Origin of the sequence: Vibrio sp. J383 (assembly GCF_023503985.1) — a bacterium.
GTDB lineage: Bacteria > Pseudomonadota > Gammaproteobacteria > Enterobacterales > Vibrionaceae > Vibrio > Vibrio splendidus.
The window spans coordinates 3,239,208-3,257,246 of the sequence record NZ_CP097293.1 but is presented as its reverse complement, the minus strand read 5'-3'; the positions used below and the strand labels follow the sequence as shown (position 1 = coordinate 3,257,246).

General features: G+C 45.1%; 11 protein-coding genes and 1 pseudogene. 2 read left to right on the top strand and 10 right to left on the bottom strand.

The features are described from left to right. Positions 1 to 2: 2 nt before the first annotated feature. The 10 genes from M4S28_RS14530 to hemL form a co-directional block, all read right to left on the bottom strand. Complete coding sequence (locus M4S28_RS14530; RefSeq protein WP_249632016.1) at positions 3 to 1,724, bottom strand: glycoside hydrolase family 9 protein; 1,722 nt, start codon at positions 1,722 to 1,724, stop codon at positions 3 to 5. 98 nt (positions 1,725 to 1,822) lie between these two features. Then, positions 1,823 to 2,818: an ABC transporter ATP-binding protein gene (locus tag M4S28_RS14525; RefSeq protein ID WP_249632015.1), complete on the bottom strand. Its 996-nt coding sequence runs from the start codon at positions 2,816 to 2,818 to the stop codon at positions 1,823 to 1,825. An 87-nt stretch (positions 2,819 to 2,905) separates the two neighbouring features. Further along, positions 2,906 to 3,889 carry an ABC transporter ATP-binding protein gene (locus M4S28_RS14520; RefSeq protein ID WP_146454918.1) on the bottom strand — a complete coding sequence of 328 codons (984 nt, stop codon included), beginning with the start codon at positions 3,887 to 3,889 and terminating at the stop codon, positions 2,906 to 2,908. A gap of 2 nt (positions 3,890 to 3,891) precedes the next feature. Continuing rightward, positions 3,892 to 4,917 carry an ABC transporter permease gene (locus tag M4S28_RS14515; protein ID WP_004734531.1) on the bottom strand — a complete coding sequence of 342 codons (1,026 nt, stop codon included), beginning with the start codon at positions 4,915 to 4,917 and terminating at the stop codon, positions 3,892 to 3,894. Positions 4,918 to 4,919: 2 nt separating this feature from the next. Continuing rightward, positions 4,920 to 5,906 carry an ABC transporter permease gene (locus M4S28_RS14510; RefSeq protein WP_004734532.1) on the bottom strand — a complete coding sequence of 329 codons (987 nt, stop codon included), beginning with the start codon at positions 5,904 to 5,906 and terminating at the stop codon, positions 4,920 to 4,922. 169 nt (positions 5,907 to 6,075) lie between these two features. After that, positions 6,076 to 7,758, bottom strand: coding sequence for an ABC transporter substrate-binding protein (locus tag M4S28_RS14505; RefSeq protein WP_004734533.1), 1,683 nt, complete (start codon positions 7,756 to 7,758; stop codon positions 6,076 to 6,078). 710 nt (positions 7,759 to 8,468) lie between these two features. After that, on the bottom strand, positions 8,469 to 11,858 hold the full coding sequence (locus M4S28_RS14500; RefSeq protein ID WP_249632014.1) for a response regulator: 3,390 nt from the start codon (positions 11,856 to 11,858) through the stop codon (positions 8,469 to 8,471). Between the two features lie 216 nt (positions 11,859 to 12,074). Further along, complete coding sequence (gene rsmC / locus M4S28_RS14495; RefSeq protein ID WP_249632013.1) at positions 12,075 to 13,097, bottom strand: 16S rRNA (guanine(1207)-N(2))-methyltransferase RsmC; 1,023 nt, start codon at positions 13,095 to 13,097, stop codon at positions 12,075 to 12,077. Between the two features lie 110 nt (positions 13,098 to 13,207). Continuing rightward, the gene (locus M4S28_RS14490; protein ID WP_004734536.1) at positions 13,208 to 14,293 is read right to left on the bottom strand and encodes an AI-2E family transporter; all 1,086 of its coding nucleotides are present in this window, start codon (positions 14,291 to 14,293) and stop codon (positions 13,208 to 13,210) included. Between the two features lie 343 nt (positions 14,294 to 14,636). Next, the gene (gene hemL / locus M4S28_RS14485; protein WP_017084255.1) at positions 14,637 to 15,932 is read right to left on the bottom strand and encodes a glutamate-1-semialdehyde 2,1-aminomutase; all 1,296 of its coding nucleotides are present in this window, start codon (positions 15,930 to 15,932) and stop codon (positions 14,637 to 14,639) included. Positions 15,933 to 16,228: 296 nt separating this feature from the next. On the opposite strand from hemL, the gene erpA reads away from it, so the two are divergent. After that, on the top strand, positions 16,229 to 16,570 hold the full coding sequence (gene erpA / locus M4S28_RS14480; RefSeq protein ID WP_249632012.1) for an iron-sulfur cluster insertion protein ErpA: 342 nt from the start codon (positions 16,229 to 16,231) through the stop codon (positions 16,568 to 16,570). Positions 16,571 to 16,909: 339 nt separating this feature from the next. Beyond that, positions 16,910 to 18,034: pseudogene (locus M4S28_RS14475) on the top strand (efflux RND transporter periplasmic adaptor subunit). Positions 18,035 to 18,039 lie beyond the last annotated feature (5 nt).

Below are 18,039 nucleotides of genomic sequence, written 5' to 3'. Positions count from 1 at the left end.
GATTATTGCTCCTTACTTTGTGCTAGGAAGTTGAATTGCGAAGCCGTTGCCAATAGGAACCAAGCGCCGTGAGGGATCCATTGTTCACCCCAGCGCCAGTTTTGAAGCATGTCGTCTTTCTGTGCTGGTGGGTTGAATGCGATGTCTTGTTCGTCTTCGAAACCAGCCGTGATGCCGTTGCAGACACCACCTTTTGCATTGAAGAAACCAAGCTGAGGTAGGTAGTCTGGGTTGTTATGGCCGTGACCATCGAGCATGCACATGTGGTATGGGTTGAGGCCCAAGATCCAATCAAGGCTGTTTTGTGAAAGCTGGATTAGACGCTGTTGAAGGTCATTATCCTTAATGTGCGGTTGAACTAGGTAAGCCATGGTTGCGAGTGAACCAAGGCGAGCATTTTCACCTTGCCACCAGTAACCTGTCTCGTTCTGTTGAGCGACGAAGAAGGCATCACGTTTATCACCATCGACAGATTTAACGTACTGTCTTGGGTAGCCGAATGGGTTGGTGACTTTGTCGGTAATGTTGATTTCGAACTGGCAAGCTTGCTCAACAGCTGTGCGAGCCTGTTCTTTTAATTCAGTATTGGTTTCGTTGTCGATGTATTCGCATAGCGCAATCACCGGAAGGCCAGCTTCTGCTGCATGAAAGTATGGGCGAGAGCCATCAGAGTTTGCCGACCAGAAGTGCTCAAATGAATTATCTGACTGTTGGCGAGAGATTAAACGAGTCGCCCAAGCTCTTGCTTCTGTTAGGTATTGCTGGTCTTGAGTTACGCGATACAGCTCATTGGCTGCGAGTAGGGCGCAATACTCATCGATGATGTTCTCTTCGCCATCGTTTAGGTACTGAAGGTTGTGTTCTTTAAGGTGCCAATAGCCTTTCGCAGCTGTATCAAGGTAGGTTTGGCTAGAGTAACTGCCAGAGGCTTCAAGCTCAGATGCAGCAGCCAATGCTGCAATAGCTACGCCGGCACCTTGTCGGTAGCCCGCCTGTAAGTCCGTTGATTTATGACCATCTTGAGTCGCATAAGCGCAGATGTCGCGCTGATTGATATCTTTGCTCCATTTGTCGAATACCGTCATATAGAAGTATCCGTCGGCGTCTTGCATACGCACTAAGAAGTCGGCACCGAACAGAGCCTCTTCCGTTAGACGAGTCATGGAGAATTTCGGGAAGTCTGGGTTATGGCTAGTCAAGCGTGCACTTTTTAGCATGTTCCAAACGACCATTGGAATTTGTTGTGGGTTTAGGTAGTTACCATAAGACAGGTGGCTAAAATACTTACTGACATCTCCTGATGCGTCATACCATCCTCCGTGGACATCGACGTATCTGTCGGTACTTAGAATTTGTGCTTGTCGATCTTTTTTGTCGAAAATACCGCCACAGCGTTGTGACTTAAAGTAATGAAGCACATCAGAGAATGTGTGGTTCATTAATAGGTTGCTACCAATCTCAAATACTTCTGAACGCAGGTTGTCAAAACGTAGGTAGTAGCGACCAGATTCAGTAACTGAACTGAAATCGATAGTGAAGAATTGCCCTTGATGCCAATTTGCTACGCGGCCTTGTTTAACCACATCAAAACTTCCGACAGTCATATGATTGTCTGCACAGACGAGTAAAGCCGTAGTGCTCGATAGACGAGCTTTCTTTGTTTGTAAGATAGCTTGCTTTGGGCCTGTGGACTCATAGCCAATATGGTTGGTCAATAACAGCATCAATACTCTCCGACAGTCCTAGTTTCTATTGGCTAGGTACTTGAATGTTTTGGATATAAATAGTTAGGGTCCGCAGACCCTAACTTGGACTTTATTGCTTAGCTTTCGTGTAGGTAACAACGTACAAAGTGGTTATCAGCTAACTGTGTAACTCCTGGCAGCTGTTCTTTACACTTGTCCATCGCGTGAGTACAACGGCCTGCAAATGGGCAACCTGCTGATACTGGTGTCCAAAGTGGGATCTCCCCTTTGTTACCTGCTAGTTGGTCGTGGATCGATTTCTTAGGATCTGGAACTGCCGAAACCAATAGCTGAGTGTAAGGGTGTTGAGGGTTAGCAATAACGTCATCGGTATCGCCCCATTCCACCATGTGTCCAACGTACATTACGGAAAGATCTTCAGCGATGTAACGAGCAGTTGCGATGTCGTGAGTGATATAAAGTAGAGACATTTGCTTCTCAAACTTCATCTCTTCCATCAGGTTCAAAACACCAGCACGAATCGATACATCAAGCATTGAGGTTGGCTCATCGGCTAGAACCACTTCCGCACCTACCGCGATGTTACGTGCAAGGTTGACACGTTGACGCTGGCCACCTGAGAGTTGGTGAGGGTACTTTTCTGCCGTCGCTTGCGGTGGTACTAACCCCACTTGCTCTAGAAGATCGTATACACGTTCCTGTAACTCTTTATTGTTGCCCGGAGATACTTTTTTGTGGATCAACAAAGGGCGAGCGATGTGGTGGAAGATATTGTGTGTTGGGTTCAGTGAACCAAACGGGTCTTGCCATACCATCTGCACACCTTCACGGTAGTGCATGAGGTCTTTTCTGCTTGAGATCTCTTGGATATCGCGACCTTTGTATTCGATCGTACCGCCCGAAGGCGCGTACATTTTTGCGATCATTTTTGCCGTTGTTGATTTGCCTGAACCAGACTCACCAACCACCGCTAGGCCACGGCTTTTGTACATCTTGAATGACACGTCGTTAATCGCACGCATCATTGGGGTTTGAATGGTGGTACTGCTTATTGGGAAGTCTTTTACGACATTCTTGCCTTCTACCAATAATTGACCGAAATCTTTGCTCATAATTGTCTCCAGAATCCTTGTTCGTTTTGCTTGCTTTTCGACGGTCGAGCCGCCTTATTCGTTATCCACGCTGATTCAGCGTGCAAGCTATAGCTTTCTTTGTACTATTGGGTCACCGTACAGGTGGCAGTTAGACAAGTGTCCCGGGTCGATAGAGCGCAGCTTAGTTGGCACCTTAGTACAAGTTTCATGTACACGGTCACAACGAGCTTGGAAACGACACCCTTCAGGAATCTCTAAGAGGTTCAGAGGGTTGCCCGGAATACCCGCTAGTTTTGTCTTTGGCCCTGTTAGTGGAGGGAAAGAACTACCCAGCCCTTTGGTGTAAGGGTGGTAAGGATTTTCTAGAATATCTTGAGAGTTCGCGACCTCGATAAGTTCACCGGAGTACATGATGCCGATACGGTCAGAGAACTCGACCATCAATGACAAGTCATGGGTGATGAACAGAATTGAGAAACCAAACTCTTCTTTTAGTGCATAGATCTTTTGTAGGATTTCGCGTTGAACAACCACATCAAGCGCGGTCGTTGGCTCATCCATAATGATCAGCTTTGGATTCAATGCTAAAGCGATAGCAATAACTAAGCGTTGACGCATGCCGCCAGAGAATTGGTGAGGGTAGTCACTCAATCGGCTCGGGTGAATATCGACGATTTCAAGTAGACCTTCAGCGCGTTGTTTAGCTTGTTCACGAGTCATGTTGGTGTGATGCATAATCACATCACAGAACTGCTCTTCCATTGGAAGTACAGGGTTGAGTGCGTTCATCGCACTCTGGAATACCATCGACATCTCGCTCCAGCGGAACGCTTGCATACGTTCGTCACTGTATTCAAGGATGTTCTCACCATTGAAGATGACTTCACCACCACTGATGTAAGCGGGCGGCTTATGAAGACGCATAAGAGAGAAAGCAACGGTTGATTTACCACAGCCAGATTCACCAGCTAAGCCGAATACTTCACCCGGAGCGATGTCAAAACTTACGTTATTACACGCGCGAACATCGCCAGACTCTGTGATGTAATCCACGCATAAGTTGCGGATTGAAATTAGTGGTTCAGACATGATTATTTATCTCCGCTCCAAAGTGCATTTTGTGGTGGTAGTTCTGGTTCACGTTCTTCTTTATCTTGAGCCGCTAGTTTTTTCCAACGCTTCATGCCTTTGTGAGAACGCAGTTGCGGGTTGGCAATTTCATCGACCGCGAAGTTAAGTAGAGCAAGGCCAGTTACAAGTAGTGTTAATGCGATACAAGGAGCCAACAGTTCCCACCAAGCGCCAATCAGCATTGATGAAGAGGTTTGAACGTTGTAAAGCATGATGCCCCAGCTGATTGTGTTCGGGTCACCAAGACCTAGGAACGAAATCGTAGCTTCCATCATGATTGCGTACATCACCGAACCGATGAAGCTCGCGCCAACGATAGAGATAAGGTTTGGAAGAATCTCTACGAAGATGATACGGAATGAAGATTCACCCAAAACTTCAGCGGCTTTTACAAACTCTTTTTCACGCAGTGCTAACGTTTGGGAACGAACAACACGCGCGCCCCAAGCCCAGGACATAAAGCCGATAACTAAGGTTATGGTGAGTGGCCCTGCCTCACCGATAAAGGCTGCAACGACGAACAGTAATGGGTATTGAGGAATAACCAGCATGATGTTCATTGCGGCTGTCAGAATGTCATCGACACGGCCGCCAAAGTAGCCCGCGGAAACACCGATAACCGTTGCTAGTAAACATACGGTAAGGCCTGCACCAAAACCTACAGCCAGAGATACACGTGCGCCGTATACCACTTGTGACCAAACGTCACGCCCCATACGAGTTGTCCCCAGTACGTGATCTGCCTTCTTAGACATGATAAGTGTGCGACGGTCGTCTGCTAGGTTTTGAGCAACCCAGCCGTCAGGGTTCGTTTGTGCAGACTTAACGACGAAGCCAGGGTACTCGTGTGGGTTACCTGTACGCTTGTCTGGTACATGTTTGGTGATCAATGGAGCCGCAATAGCACCAAGAATAAAAATACTTAGGATGATGACACCGGTTAGGGCCATCGGATTGCGCCAAATGAGTTTTAGAATATCTTTCATGATTATTTACCACCCTTACGAAGACGAGGGTCAAGAACAACGTAAAGCATGTCTGCAACAAGGTTAAAGAACAGCATGAATAGCGTCATGATAAGCAGTTGGCCTTGCAATACTTGGTAGTCACGAGCGTTAATTGCGTTGAAAAGTACGCTACCAAGACCTGGGTAGTTAAAGATGATTTCGATAATTAACTGACCGCCGATTGCCATACCTAGAGACATCGAAAGCGCCGTCACACTTGGCAGCATCGCGTTACGAGCTGCGTAATTGAATACCACTCGGTTTTCGCTAAGGCCTTTGCCTTTCGCCATGGTGATGTAGTCTTCTGCGAGTAGGTTGATCATGTTGTTACGCATGTTTACTAGGAAGCCACCAATTTGAACAACCGAAGCACATACCAGAGGCAAGAAAGCGTGGTAAGCAACGTCTTTGATGAATGCCCAACTTGTCCAGTCAGGTATCGTACCAGCGGTATAGGCGTAGCCAGTTGGGAACCACTTCAAACCAATTGCGAAGGTAAATAGCGCAAGCATGGCAATAACAACTTGAGGAACGGCTTGTAGAATAAGCATCCCTGGAGTAACAAAGGCATCGTATTTACTGCCACGTTTCCACGCTGCAAAAATACCTAGGATTGAGCCAATCGAGAAAGAAAGAATAACGGCAGTACCTGCTAAGAATAGCGACCAACCGAATGCGCCACCTAACAGTGTATTTACTGAAAGTGGGTAGAATTGAATTGATGTACCAAGCTCCCAGCTTAGAATGTTCTTCATGTATGCGCCGTATTGAACCAGTAAGCCGCCATCAACGAAGCCTAATAGTTCTTTCATTGCCGCAATACGCTCAGGAGTAACTTGTACAGAAGCGTTCGCAAACATCATGGTAACTGGGTCACCAGGCATTGCTCTTGGAATAATAAAGTTTAACGTCGCTGCAACTAATAGCGCGACAAAATAAAATGACAAACGTCTTAAAAAATAACCCATAACTCACACCTTACTCACCCAGATTGTTTCCCTGTTTCTGGATTCAGGTCGCTCCTAGCGAAATTTGGAACGAAAAATCCCCTGACGACTAGCGCCATACTTTCAATTGATAGTGTGGGGATTTTTATAAGCGGCGTAAGAAGTTACGCCGCAAAGATTGAACGATTACTTATTTAACTGGTTTTAGGTCCAGTACATGAAGTAGACGCTCTGGAATACCAGCCCAAATGTTTGGACGGCCTTTTGGATTTTCTTCGTTCCACCAACCAGTGAAGCGAGTCGTGTTGTATTGGTACATGTAAGCACCAGACATCACTGGGATTGTCACTTGGTCTGCAGCGATGATTTGCTGGATACCGTGTGCAATATCTAGCTGCTCGTTCTTGTCTGCTGTTTTGTAGAAGCTGTTTAGAAGACCATCTAGCTTGTCGTTTTGGTAGAAGTGCATCGCGAAACGAGGCATACCATCACCAGATTGAAGTGATGAGTTGTAAGCACTGTTCCAGTACGTGTATGGATCCGCACCGTGGAAGTAGTTTGTGTATGCTACGTCGTATGTACCTTCAAGCATTGCTTGGTTGTAAACAGAGAAGTCAGGTGTACGAGCTTTCGCTTTAATACCGATTTCGTTTAGCTGTTCTACCGCTAGTTGAACTGTGTTGTTGAAGTCAGTCCAGCCGTTTGGCGATTGAATCATTAGTTCGAAAGACTTGCCTGATGGAGTGTCAACAAAACCATCTTTGTTTACATCTTTGAAGCCAGCGTCAGCAAGAAGCTTCTTCGCGCCTTCAGCGTTGTAAGTGTTGAAGCCTTTGTACTTGTCATGAGTTTTTTCATCAGACCAAGCTTCAAATGCGTAGCCAAGACCCGATGCGAAATCGTTCACAGTACCGCCACCGTAGAATGCGATATCGATGATAGTTTGACGGTCAAGAGCCATAGAGAAAGCACGACGGAATTCAACGTTGCTCAATGCTTCATGCTTCGCAGCATCAGGGTGCTTGAAGTTAACAATGAATGCCTGTGTACCTGCTGGCGGGTACCAGTAGTGGTGTTTAGGGCTAGCTGCAGCGTATGTACGATCGATATCTGGAACGAAAGAAGACGTCCAGTCCATTTCACTGTTTACAACTTTACCTAGGAACTGGTCGTTGTTCGCAATTTGTGGAACACGTAGACAGTCAACATCTAGGTTGTCTGCATCCCAGTAGTTCGGGTTAGCACACTGGATGTATAGCTGAGCTGTAAACGTATCGATTTCTGTAAACGGACCAGAACCTACTGGGTTCTCATTGGTAAACGTTGATGGATCTTTCACGTCTTTCCAGATGTGCTTAGGTACTACTGGTACTTTAGCAATCTCGTAAGGTACGTTCGAGTTAGCTTCTGTTAGGCTGAACTTAACTTGGTAGTCGTTTAGTTTTTCTACAGAAGTTACCCAAGAGTTGATGCCAGATTGGTCAAGCTCTGGTTTCTCTTTTACAAGGTTGAAAGAAAAAACAACATCATCAGCAGAGAAAGTTTCTCCGTCAGACCATTTAACACCCTTACGAATGTCGAAAACTACGCTCATCAGATCATCTGACATTGTGAAGTTTTCAGCTAGACGGAACACCGGAGTGTTACCGTGCATTTCGTTAAATACTACTAGCGGCTCATAAAGGAAGTCGGTTGTAGTATGTAGGTTGGTAGCACCAAGGTACGGGTTAAAGTTACGTACGAATGTAGTGTACTCTTTCGGGTGAATAGTCAACTCACTGCGTTCTGCAGCTGTTGCTACTGATGCAAAACCTGTTGTAGCAGTTGCAATAATTGCTGTTGCTATTGCTGTTTTTTTTATATTGGCAAGCATAGCTGTTCCTTACTATTTGCTTTCATTTCACTAATGGATTGAATGTTATCTGTCGCTAAATTGTTTAGTAGATACACACTCTAGTTAAAGGCCTACCTCTTCTTCATTGCTCCAGATTCATCGTTGATTCTGAGAAGTGGTAAGAGTGGCCTGTAGGCCTTTGGCAGGAGTAAGAAAACACCTTATCGATGAATTAATCAAACTCGTTTCCCGTCAAAAACGTTAAAAACACACAATCCCACGTCATTAACGTCAAAACGGGGTGCTTTGGTGGTTTTTTGTGCGCAATTGTTAAGGTGATGTGACTCGCATTTGGTTTTGCTGTATCGGTTGGATGTAAGTGGTCACTAACTACCTGAGCTTTTTATTATAAAGCTTTAGGCTAGGGTTTTGTAATTGTAGATCTTGGTCACTTGCCGCTTTTACGTTAAATTTCCCTAGAAAATTAAATCTGCCGTTCTGTTGTGACTCGCTTCTCAAACTGCAACAAAGAGTAAGATAACGGTCAGATATGATTGAGAATAGAACGAAAAGTACTGATGGTTACGAGTACGCACTATGCGTAATTGGCGTGAATTCCTCCTTGTTTAAAGACGTAAAAAAAGTGTGTTGCAAGCGTTGGGATTCTACTTTTTGTGATTATTAGGCGTACAAAAAAGCCCACGCTAAGTGGGCTCCATTATTTACAGTATCGTGATCTTACTTCAGGATTAGCTGGTCAGTAGTTTCTGTAGTTTATCCCTTAGCATCTCGATATGAGTTCTTTCTGGTGTTTGTTCTTTACAGTGCTCAAGTATGAATTCGATAGAGCTCAGTACCGTTCGCCAGCGAGGTGTTTTCGGTAGAGTTTCTACTCGTAGGTATTTGTCTAGCGTTCTAGTTTGTAGGGTACTGCGGTCTAAGTAGACTCGCCATAAGCCACTCTTTTCTGCGAAAGCAAACTTGGTCTCCCCAGTAACAGACTCCCAGTAGATAATGGCATTGGTCATGACATCGACTAGTACTTCACGCATCAGCTCTTGCTTGTTTTTACCCTCACCAGTTGCCTTATCAGCAAGGCGAGTAAATTCACCGCCAAGCTCCTTCAGTTGTTGAAGCTTATCTTTGTCACCTTCAAAGGCGTAGCTTGAAAGTGCCTCAACCGCTGTTTCGAGGTTATTGACTCGGTTTGAGTTAACGCCACCACCGACATTGAAGATATACATGGTGTCGAGCCCTGAGCCTTCAGGTAGCTTAAGGATATCACTTGGAATGCGCTGACGTGTGTCGTCTATATAGATATCAATATCACCACAGTAGTGAGCTTGTTCCACCTTCAGGTATTTAGGCGCGATGATCTCGTCGGCCATTGAACGCTTGAGTTGTTCTTGCCCACGTCTAAACAGCTTAGCAGCCGCTTCGTTGGCGAAGCGAATACGTTGGTCATCACGAATACAGATGATGGCCTCAGGGGCTGATTCTAGCTGCTCTAGCAAGCGCCCTTGAGTTTCTAGCAGGTTAGCTTCAACCATGGCCCTGTGTTTAAGCTCTAGTTGCAATTGATCATTCTCAATACGTCTTTGCTCAGCTTTGCTTGCTGATAGGTGCGCAGTAATTCGAGCCGCCAGTTCTTGTTTGTTGAAAGGCTTGGATAAATAGTCATTGGCACCCGCTTCGAAACCGCGAACCCGGTCTTCCGCTTGGTTGAGTGCCGTTAGCATGATGATTGGCAATTGTGCATGATCGTATTGCTTACGCAGTGCTTCACAAACCTGATAGCCGCTCATACCTGGCATCATGATGTCGAGCAGAAGTAACTCTGGTTTCTCTTTTTCAATCAGTTCAATGGTCTCAGGGCCGTCACAGGCGGTGCGAACTCGATAACCTTCTAGCTTCAAGAAGCTGTCTAATACGCGCAGGTTCACCGGCTCATCATCGGCGATAACCAATAACGGGCCATCTGGGTTTTCACTGATAGCGCTGTTTTCTTGCTGAGTGTTATCAATTAAATCCGGCGCTTGGAAGTGTGAGTAGCTCCCTGACTCACTGTAGCTATCCAGTTCTTCTTGGGTAGCTAAAGGTAATGTGAAGCTGAATGTAGTGCCAAGCATCGGCTGGCTACTTACATACAGCGAACCACCCATCAACTCGATTAACTGACGACTGATGGATAACCCAAGGCCGGCACCTTGGCGATAGTTACTTGCGTCTTGGCCAGCTTGAATCAATGGCTCAAAGATGTGTTCAAGATATTCAGCAGGTATACCTTGACCGGTATCAACAACTTGTACTCGAATGTTGTCGTCGATGACGCTTGCTGAGATAACAATCTTACCTTCTGATGTGTACTTGATGGCATTGCCAACCAAGTTATACATCACTTGCTCAAGTCGTTGAGGATCCGATGAAACGAGACCTAAATCGCTTGGCACTTGGTTAATGATGCGGATTGGCTTGTTACCTAACAGGTGATGAGATAACTCAAGCACTAAGCTGGTGGCTGCAGATAAATCAACAGCAGACTTCTTAATATCCAAGCTGCCATAGCGCATCTTGTGATAATCAAGCAGGTCATCAACCAGTGTAGCCAACCTCTGACCACTATTGATGATGATATCCAATTGGTACTTCTGGTTGGCAGGAATAGGGCCGTTAGCACCAGATATTAGCGCTTCAGCGATACCAACCATGCCATGCAATGGCGTTCTCAATTCATGTGAGGTGGTGGCTAAGAATTCATCTTTAAGTTTGTTCGCCAGTTGCAACTCTTCATTTTGCTTTTGAATGGTCTTAAGGTTGTCCTCAAGCTCACCGTTTTGGCTCTTGATGAGCTGCATTTTTTCACGGATCGATCGCTGCATTCTTTCGAAGCTAACCGCCAGTCGGCCTATTTCATCTTTGCGTTCGGTATTGATCATGGTTTCATCAAGATCACCAGCAGAGACTTTCTCGGCAGCCCACGTCAGTTTGAGGAGAGGGGAAGTGATGAAATTGGACAGATAATGCGATGCGACAAACACAAGAATGATCGCTGTGAGCATCACGATCACGAAGATCTTCTCTAACTGATGAATACGGGCAAACGCCTCTTTTTCTGGCAGCTCTACGACAAGAGCCCATGTTGCGTATTTCAGCTCAATTGGGGTATATGCTGCGATGATCGCTTGATCTTGAGTGTTGTTGAACGTACCTACGGCCGTTTCGCCAGCCAATGCTTTATCGACAACGTCTAAGCTTAAATTAATCGACTCTTGCGAATGGGCGAGGCTGCGTGGCAGGTGATCATCACCCACAAGCAGTGTTTGAATATTTGAACTCTTGTTGAGATCCGCGATCAGCTTAGTAATCCCATTGATTGGCAGCCTAAACATGGCGTAACTGTGCAGGTAGCCTTGTTGAACAATAGGCGCACCTAACCAAGCCGTCTGCTTACCGTTCTCATCTTTAAAGTCAGAAACGATAACCGGTGTATAGTCCTCGTTGGATTTACGTTTGTCTTTTACGTCTTTTGCTAAGCGTTGAAAGGTAACGCCTAGGTTTGAATCTTTGTACTTACCTGTTAGCAAGTTAGTACCGTAATCATCACGCTTAAAGATTGAGTAAGCGACGTTACCGTTAATGTCGACTAATAGAATGTCATCAAAGTCTGAACGCTTAAGCAATTCTTGATATGAGTTATGGTAGCGCTTGTGAAGCAGTCGATAACGTTCGCTGCCAATAAAGCTACTAGATTCTGGAAGAATTGATGTCTTGATTTGATCGCCAGAGCCTTGAATGTAACGCTGCTGCGCATTACTGCGCGCTTCGTCAATATCTAATCCTAAGCGTTGGAACGCATTGATTAAACCATAGAATCGCCCGCCACTGGCATTGGCAAGTTCTGAGCGAACAAAGCCCATGACTTGGGACTCTTGAGCTTGTAGGTAATCGACAATTTGCTGTTGCTTAGTATCACGGACCGAAACAAGGTGCGAAGTACTTTGTTCCTGAAGATCCTGACTGTGCGACTGGAGGAAAAATATCGCGATAAGTGTCACTGGGGTAATACTGAGGACAAGAAATGCCAACATTAGGGTATTTTGAAGGCGCTTAAACTTCTGCTTACGATAGAATCTAAACATAAATTGGGTACTACTTTCCTTTGATGTACTGTTAAAAGGGGTGAAAACAAGTACAGAGAATGGAATTAACGGGTTCCAATTTAACGAAATTAACGAGTTTTTTTACTTTGACAAGTAAGTGGTATTTAAAGCGTGTGCAAAAGCTCATTTTTATAGAGTTTTGACAAAAATATGAACAGACAGCGCAGATAATGCCCCTGCGCTGTGCTAGATAGGCTATTTGTTTGCGTGGTAGATCGCGAATTTAGTGGTCTTATTTAGAGTCGCGCATTTTCCAAACGCTTGTTCAATAATTGGAACGTATTTTAAGAAACTGTTCGCAACAATAATCATCTCGCCAGAACGCTTCAAATGCTTAGGAGCCTTAGCAAGTAAGGTCTCAGTCGCGCTGTAGCTTGTATCCAAACCAGAATGGAATGGTGGATTACTGATGATGAATTGGTAGTCTTTTGATGTGTCGGAATAGACATCTGAGGCGAAGACATTTCCCGTTAAACCGTTCGCTTCTAACGTTGCTTGGCTTGATGCCACGGCAAATGCACTGATGTCGCACATTTCTAGCTCGATATCAGGGTGACGAGATGCCATTACCGCGCCTAGTACACCTGCACCACAACCGAAATCCAGTACCTTACCTTTCAGCTTTGGCAGAGTATCAAGTAGCAGTTGGCTACCTACATCAAATTGGCCGTGACTAAACACACCTGGAAGGCTTTTTACAGTCAGTGATTGCTCATCAATGTTAACCGTATAGGTTTTAAACCAGTCTTGCAGGTTAAAGGCTTGTGGTTGCTCGAAGCATTGACCCCAGTAGAAAGAGCAACGGCGCGCCGAATCGTATTTCACGACTTTGCCGTAAGGAGTGAACATCTTCTCGATACTTTTAACACCAGAACGATTCTCTCCAACTACGACAATCTCGGTATCTTTACCTAGCTTGGCAAATAACATCGCCAACAGAAATTCCGCTTCTGCTTTAGCCTTTGGCCAGTACAGCATCACTAAGTCGGCTTTGGTTTCTTCGGTAAACTCCGCACCATAAAAACGTTGGATGGTGTTGCAGCCTTCTAATTGACGGTAGTAGCTGTAATTAGAGGTAAACACGGTGACTGATTCACAATGTTTCGCTAATTCAACAGGAAATAAGTCTTCTGCCTCACCAGCAACTAAAACATGTTTGCCTTCAAAGTAGGCGAGTTGGCGTTGAGCAATCTGGCTTGGGGCAATATAAGCTGACATAGGACACTCTATTGAATCGTTAGCAAAAAATGAGGGCGGATTTTCGCATAATCCGCCCAAAGCTTGAAGTGTTTAATACGGGTTCGCCAATCAAGTTGACGTCAAGTTCGTTAACTCTTGTCTTGCTGATTTAAAAAGTCTTTAAACTCTTCATCATAGATGTTGAATAGGACAATGGTAATCGCAAAGATTAGTGGGCCGTAGATAAGACCAATTAGGCCAAACAATTGAATACCACCTAACAGTGAGAAGAAGATCATCAAGGTATTCATGCCTGCACTGCCTTGCATCAGCAGCGGACGAAGCAGGTTATCAATCGAACCAACAATCGCTACACAATAAACCGTTAGGAAAATAGCCCACGTTGTATCGCCTGTTAGGAACAAGTAGGTCGCCGCAGGGATCCAGATTAGAGCGGTCCCCACAACTGGGATGAAAGAGGCAAAGCCCATCATGGTGCCCCAGAATAGGCCAGGGAAACCGGCAATCCACATACCTAAACCGCCCGCAAAACCTTGTGCTATTGCGGTTAAGAATGAACCCATTACAGCTGATTTCGATACTTGCTCAATCTCGGTTAGCAATTTGTCTTCTTGGCTACGAGATAAAGGCAAAATATGACGAACTACGCTGATGATTTTGTCGTGATCTCTTAATAAGAAGAACAGAACAAACAGCATCAAGAAGAAATCCATCAAGAAATTGGTCGCGTCACCAAGGATTTTTGCACTGATACCAACCAGTTTTGAGCCAAAGCTGGTCGCAAATTCACCGACTTTCTGTGCGATAGCTTGTGGTTCAATGTTGTCAAAAGGTAGGTAGTTATTTACAAACGACAGAGCTTTAACAACCAGAGGATGCGCAAAAAGAGTCTGAATACCGCCGTGGGTCACCCATTGGTAGGTGTTCTGAGAGAACAGAGAACCTTGCTGAACAATTGCTGCGAATACTGCCAATAAAGGGATAACAATAATGAAAGTCAGAATCACACAAGACAGCAGAGAGACGATGTTTTCTTTATTCGGGAGCTTTTTTTCAAGCCACTCATGGATCGGGAACATCAATAGTGAAATGATAAAGGCCATCACGATTGAGTTGACGTACGGCTCTATAAGCAAGTAACAAGCATAAGCCGCCGCAAGTAGGGCAATGATGATCACCCAGTGGCTGGTATTGATTTTGAGTTTTTCTGACACGTTAATGGTCTCTATATTTGCGTTCTGAGTTTATAATGGCTGCAAAACAGAGAGTTAGCAATGAGGAGTTTTGATAATGGGATGCTGTAATAAAGATAAGAAATGCCAAGATGAAGAACAGCAAACAAAAAAAGAGATCCCTTGGTTCAGAATGTTCCTTGGCACCTTGATGTTGTTGGTTTTTCTTTTCTGGGAACGTTAGGCGTTTTAGGTTCAGTTTTAGCCTTAATCGAAGGGTAAATAAGCTGTCATATTTGTGGTTAGCGAGCGTGATGTATTAAAAAGGGCTGCATCTAATGCAGCCCTAAATTCAATCGGTTAGCGACTTATAAAGTGCTTTCGACTATTTACTTTCAGCAGCAATGATCGCAAGAGAGCGATCGGCAGCTTCTAGTGTTGCATCCAGTTCTTTTGAACCATGAGCAAGAGAAGTAAAGCTTGCTTCGAATGCTGACGGTGCAAGGTAAACACCGTGATCTAACATTAGATGGAAGAAGCGCTTGAAACGTTCGACATCACACTTAGTTACATCTTCGTAGCAGGTTACTGTTTCTTGGTCAGTGAAGAAGAAACCAAACATACCGCCAACTTGATGAACTAGCATCGGAATGCCGTGCTTGTCTGCAAGTTGCTTGAAGCCATTAGCCAGTTGCTTAGTTTTTGATGCTAGACGCTTTTCGTTGCCTTCTTCTCTTAGAAGGTTCAAACACGCGTAGCCAGCTGCCATAGCAACAGGGTTACCTGAAAGCGTACCTGCTTGGTAAACCGGGCCAGTTGGTGCGATGTATTGCATCACGTCTTTACGACCACCGAAAGCACCCACAGGCATGCCGCCGCCAATCACTTTACCAAGACACGTTAGGTCTGGTTTGATGTTGTAGTAAGCCTGAGCACAACCTTCAGCAACTCGGAAGCCTGTCATTACTTCATCAAAGATCAGCAACGCACCTTCTTGGTCACAGATTTCACGTAGACCTTCGTGGAAGCCTTCGACTGGAGGGATGCAGTTCATGTTACCCGCTACAGGCTCAACGATGATACAAGCGATCTCGCCTTTGTTTGCTGCGAAGATTTCACGTACTGAATCTAGATTGTTGAAGGTTGCTGTTAGCGTTAGTTTCGCAAAATCAGCAGGTACACCAGGAGAGCTTGGTTGACCTAAAGTCAGTGCGCCAGAACCTGCTTTTACCAGTAGGCTGTCTGCGTGACCGTGGTAACAGCCTTCAAACTTAAGAATTTTGTCACGACCAGTAAAGCCACGAGCAAGACGAATCGCACTCATTGTTGCTTCTGTACCTGAGCTCACCATACGCAGCTGTTCCATTGATGGAACCATCTCAGAGACAAGTTCAGCCATTTTGATTTCAGTTTCGGTTGGAGCACCGAAGCTAAGGCCGCGTTGCGCTGCATCAATGACAGCTTCACGGATAACTGCGTGGTTGTGACCAAGGATCATTGGGCCCCAAGAGCCAACGTAATCGATATATGCTTTCCCATCAGCATCAAAAAGAAGTGGGCCGTCAGCTCTATCAACGAAGATTGGAGAACCACCTACACCGTTAAAAGCACGCACTGGAGAGTTAACGCCACCTGGAATAGTTTGCTGTGCCTTTTGATACAGTTCTGCTGATTTGGTCATTGATATATCCTCTTTTGACTGTCGGACCAATTGGCACGCATTGTACCTATCCAGAATCCAACTAGGAATGCTTTCGCCGATATAATCCCCCGAATCTGGTTGTTTTGTGTGGTTACACGTTTTAATTGTCAGATATGGTCGAGTTTACGACAGTAAAAGGAACGATCCTGTGGTGAATACTTGAACGTTTCAGTCAGGTATTAGATAATCACCAGAATATAAGAAAATACTCAACAACTATGGTCTCGAATTAGATTTGTATCATGTTGTTTTTGACACAGGTAAGAGAGGTTGTCGTGAGCGAAGTAAATATCCCATTGTCTTTTTCTGATGCAGCAGCTACACGCGTTCAAACGCTAATTGCTGAAGAAGAAAACCCAAAACTAAAACTGCGTGTATACATTACAGGTGGTGGTTGTAGTGGTTTCCAATACGGCTTCACATTTGATGAAAAAGTAAATGATGGCGACACTACTATTGTAAACAGCGGTGTTACGCTGGTTGTTGACCCAATGAGCCTACAGTACTTAATGGGCGGCATGGTTGATTACACTGAAGGCCTAGAAGGCGCACGTTTCTTTGTGAACAACCCGAACGCGACCACAACATGTGGCTGTGGTGCATCATTTAGCGTCTAACGTGAACTGAAAGGTAGCTTGAACTGAGAGCTACATTAGAAATATTTTAAACGCTGAGCTCATGCTCGGCGTTTTTTTTTTTAAGAAATACATCATATAAAACAGACAGTAATTCGACCTGTTCTAGCCATACATACCAAGAGGTATTTAGATCGGGAATGTGTAACCTTTATTTCATCTGCCTGATTTATAGTAAACGCCATATTTTTTAAACTGTCGATAGAGTCCAACTTCGTTGGGTGTGGGTCTGTTAAGGTTACCGCAGTGCATCAGGATGTTGCATATGACAGTGTTAAGCTAATTAGCGCGCCTTAATAACATCGGACAAAAGGATTTGCTATGCCCACTCTATTTTCTAACTCTCCACTTTTTCAGAAACTGAAGCAGCCGTGGTTGGTTTCTCTGATTCTAGTTGTGCTGTTGTCGATTTGGCTTGGTTTAGGAGTGGGGCAAGCGGAAGAGTCGTCTGAGAAAAAAGTGACAGAAATTCCGTTGGCGAAGGTCTCTTTTCAAACATTTACTTCATCACCGACCTTTAAAACGATTGATCTCTATGGTCGAACGGCGCCCGATAGACATGCTCGTTTGGGGGCTGAAGTTGCGGGCAAGGTTGTTAGATTGAACGTTGTTAAGGGCGATGCGGTTAAAGTTGGACAAGCCATTGCTTAGATTGATAAAGGCGATTTAGAGATCCAGTTGGAGCGAGCATCTGCGTTATATCGTTTGAAGCAAAAAGAATTTAAAGCAGCACAGTCTTTGAAGAAAAGAGGGTTGCAAGGCGAGATAGCCTATACCACCGCAGAGGCTTCACTAACGGAAGCAAAGGCCATGAAGCGCAATGCGGAATTGGCTTTAAAGAATACTGTGATTACTTCGCCTTTTTCGGGTGTGGTTCAAGATTTGATGGTGGAGCTCGGTGATTTCGTTGGTGTTGGCGATCCGGTCGCGGGCGTGATTGACCTCGATCCTTTGGTTATTGAGGCCGATGTCAGTGAGCGTCATATCCAGCATTTGCTAGTCAATCAATCTGCTTTGGTTCGCTTGTTAGGGCGAGAAGAAGCGGAAGGCCGCTTACGCTATGTTTCTCGTATCTCTTCTGCTGCTACCAATACCTTCCCAATAGAGATTGAAATCGATAACTCCGATGGCCTGTTACCTGCCGGTGTCAGTGCCGAAGTAACCCTCAATCTAGAAACGAGAGACGCTATCAAAGTGACACCAGCCATGTTGGCACTGGATGAGGCGGGTAATCTTGGGGTCAAAACTTTGGTTTCAATTGATGATTCACCAATCGTGAAATTCGTCGGCATTCAACTGGTGAAAGCTGAGCAAGATGGCGTGTGGCTCACGGGGTTAGGTCAGCGTGTCGATATCATCACGGTAGGGCAAGGTTTTGTTCGTGATGGTGATTCGGTGATTGCTGTTGAGCAAGGTGCTGAACTCTCTAACGTAACTGCAGAGTAGGAGAT

What these genes read in the sequence shown, in the direction of transcription:
- hemL (WP_017084255.1), bottom strand. Translation starts at nt 15,932, where the DNA reads ATGACCAAATCAGCAGAACTGTATCAAAAGGCACAGCAAACTATTCCA.
- M4S28_RS14505 (WP_004734533.1), bottom strand. Translation starts at nt 7,758, where the DNA reads ATGCTTGCCAATATAAAAAAAACAGCAATAGCAACAGCAATTATTGCA.
- rsmC (WP_249632013.1), bottom strand. Translation starts at nt 13,097, where the DNA reads ATGTCAGCTTATATTGCCCCAAGCCAGATTGCTCAACGCCAACTCGCC.
- M4S28_RS14525 (WP_249632015.1), bottom strand. Translation starts at nt 2,818, where the DNA reads ATGAGCAAAGATTTCGGTCAATTATTGGTAGAAGGCAAGAATGTCGTA.
- M4S28_RS14515 (WP_004734531.1), bottom strand. Translation starts at nt 4,917, where the DNA reads ATGAAAGATATTCTAAAACTCATTTGGCGCAATCCGATGGCCCTAACC.
- M4S28_RS14520 (WP_146454918.1), bottom strand. Translation starts at nt 3,889, where the DNA reads ATGTCTGAACCACTAATTTCAATCCGCAACTTATGCGTGGATTACATC.
- M4S28_RS14500 (WP_249632014.1), bottom strand. Translation starts at nt 11,858, where the DNA reads ATGTTTAGATTCTATCGTAAGCAGAAGTTTAAGCGCCTTCAAAATACC.
- M4S28_RS14510 (WP_004734532.1), bottom strand. Translation starts at nt 5,906, where the DNA reads ATGGGTTATTTTTTAAGACGTTTGTCATTTTATTTTGTCGCGCTATTA.
- M4S28_RS14530 (WP_249632016.1), bottom strand. Translation starts at nt 1,724, where the DNA reads ATGCTGTTATTGACCAACCATATTGGCTATGAGTCCACAGGCCCAAAG.